2 protein-coding genes are annotated in these 2243 nt (G+C 37.6%); both read right to left on the bottom strand.

All coding sequences use genetic code 11. From position 1 onward, the window contains the following. Positions 1 to 170: 170 nt before the first annotated feature. Complete coding sequence (locus P0Y67_RS22535; protein ID WP_342393685.1) at positions 171 to 1358, bottom strand: hypothetical protein; 1188 nt, start codon at positions 1356 to 1358, stop codon at positions 171 to 173. A gap of 749 nt (positions 1359 to 2107) precedes the next feature. Then, on the bottom strand, positions 2108 to 2243 hold a 136-nt coding region (locus P0Y67_RS22540), incomplete at its 5' end, for an N-acetyltransferase family protein (protein ID WP_446728873.1).

Genomic DNA, 2243 nt, shown 5'->3' on the forward strand with positions numbered 1-2243 from the left:
CCACAACCGACAAGGAGTAAGGTTGTTAACAAACTGAGTTTTAGTGTTGATTTCATACTTTTTTTCATAGTAATCATGCTTTCTTTCGCCAACGTTTTTATTTGAGATCTCGGTGATTTTTATATTTTATCACAGATTCATCTTTCCAATTCTAGCTATATCTTGTTCTTCTATTGATAAAGTAAGTCCAGAAGCGTTTCTTCATATTGCTTTTTCGTCGGTAATTTTGGCATATAGTCAGTGATATCAATAGAATCAATATTGTTCTTCAGGTTTTTAGATACATATAAATCATCATAAACTATAAGCTCATATTCTTTTCCAGCATCATACGTATAGAGCATTTTTTTAATGTCACTATCTTCAGAATCACGTTTAACGCGATAAATATTCCCCTCTTGGAGGGCCCATACACCAGGTTCAATAACCCAAAAACCAAAACTTTCGCCAATAACTTTTGTAGGGTTTTTTGAATCATAAATATTGTAGGTAGATTGATTTGGCTCAAAATTACAAGTGAAATAATTTTCACCTATTCCATAAAAACCGCCAAACACACATTCTTCAGTAAGATAATTTTGTCTCTTTGGATTCTTAAACCCTGGCATCTCATATATAATTTGATCACCATCCCCAGGTATTGATTGCAGATAATCATTGTTCTTATAGACTTTAGAAATTGCGATATTTTTATCTTTCAGTATAAAAAATTTTTCTGTTGCATCATCAAATTGATAACCGTAAACATCACTAAAGTATTTAAGACTACGATCAGTTAAATCCAATAAAGCCGTATTTGAATTATTATTAATTAATGCTATTTTCTCATCAGCACTCCATGATTCGATAAAACAAGATTTGGGAGCGATCTTATATGACACCCTCTCCTTAATATCATATAAAGCACAATGAAACCCATCATTACCTATAGTCGAAATAATAAATCTTCCATCAGGTGATCTAGTAGGCTTTTTTACAATACCAAATGGTGATACATACCCGCCAAACTCTTCCAGTGTTGCAATGATTCTTATATCGGTTCCATCTATGTTCATAGAGTATAGATTAAAAAATCTTTCTCCTTTCTTTCTGGCCTTGAAAAGTAACCTTGGTAAGGCGTAACTCTCATCCCACTTTTCATATTCTGGTTCTTCAGCGATTTCGATATTAATATCCCAATATACTGGACCGTCCTTTGTTTTCCATCGTTCAATTTCAATTGCTTTAACAAGTGAAGTCAACTGCTCCTGATAAGCCTTATGATAAGCTATTTTCTCTTTAATCATTTTCCAAGCTGGTAAGGCAATTGATCCAACGCAAAGTGCACCCAAACTATAAGCCAGCAATTTTTTTTTCATGGTTTGATCCTAAAAGTTTGTTGCGTTCAGCCAAAGGTTTCTGAGTTCTTCAATTTTCTTTGCTTCTTCGAAGGACCCTTCAACCATCTCAGCATGCTCCATTTATTCACATCCGTCTTTATCGTTTATCAGTTCTTCAAACGGCATTTCCGTAAAGATGAATTCAGCACCATGCGAATCTTTAGGATTTGCAATCAAAGAGAGTGAAACTTCCTTCTTTCGGCAATCCCGTTAATGACACAACTGAATAGAATTTTGGGGTTTCGTGCTCGGGGACTTTAATCCTGCCAGCGTTCTGTGACCAGTTTTACATCCGCTCTCGGGTTGCGGAATCAGCCCACGATGATTCTTTTCAATTCCCGGTTCCGTACACAGGCACAATAGGTTCGTTATCAAGATGCAATCAGGAAACCCTATCAGATTGAATACCCTAATCAACTGCTTTAATCGCCGCACTCGCCTGAACATGTCACTTTGCGGTATTGAGCCAAAAATTAATTTCTAGTCTGGCTCATTGGGTTACTGTTTTATATGGCAGTCGATTTCAGTTCCGGCAGCGGCAATATCCTCTTTACCCGCCTGTCATTCGTCCCGAACAGGAACACGCTGTGAGAGGTTCACCATTCAGCTCTGGCACTAATGGCAAAAAAGTATTCTTCATTTTGAAATCTCGAATTGGTCATATCGAGCCCGTTGACCGCGACAGATGTTTTTCAATCGGTATCGGAATAGCTGCCTGAAATACGGGATTAGTCAAATCGCTTTTCCATCCAGAGCGAGCTGATGTACTCGCCCTGTTTTCTGGCATAGTCATGAAAAACACCGACCTCACGAAAGCCGAATTTCTGATGCAGCGCCACCGATGCATCGTTCGGCAAAGCAATA

It is taken from the genome of Photobacterium sp. SP02 (assembly GCF_038519165.1).
GTDB lineage: Bacteria > Pseudomonadota > Gammaproteobacteria > Enterobacterales > Vibrionaceae > Photobacterium > Photobacterium halotolerans.

What these genes read in the sequence shown, in the direction of transcription:
- P0Y67_RS22535 (WP_342393685.1), bottom strand. Translation starts at nt 1,358, where the DNA reads ATGAAAAAAAAATTGCTGGCTTATAGTTTGGGTGCACTTTGCGTTGGA.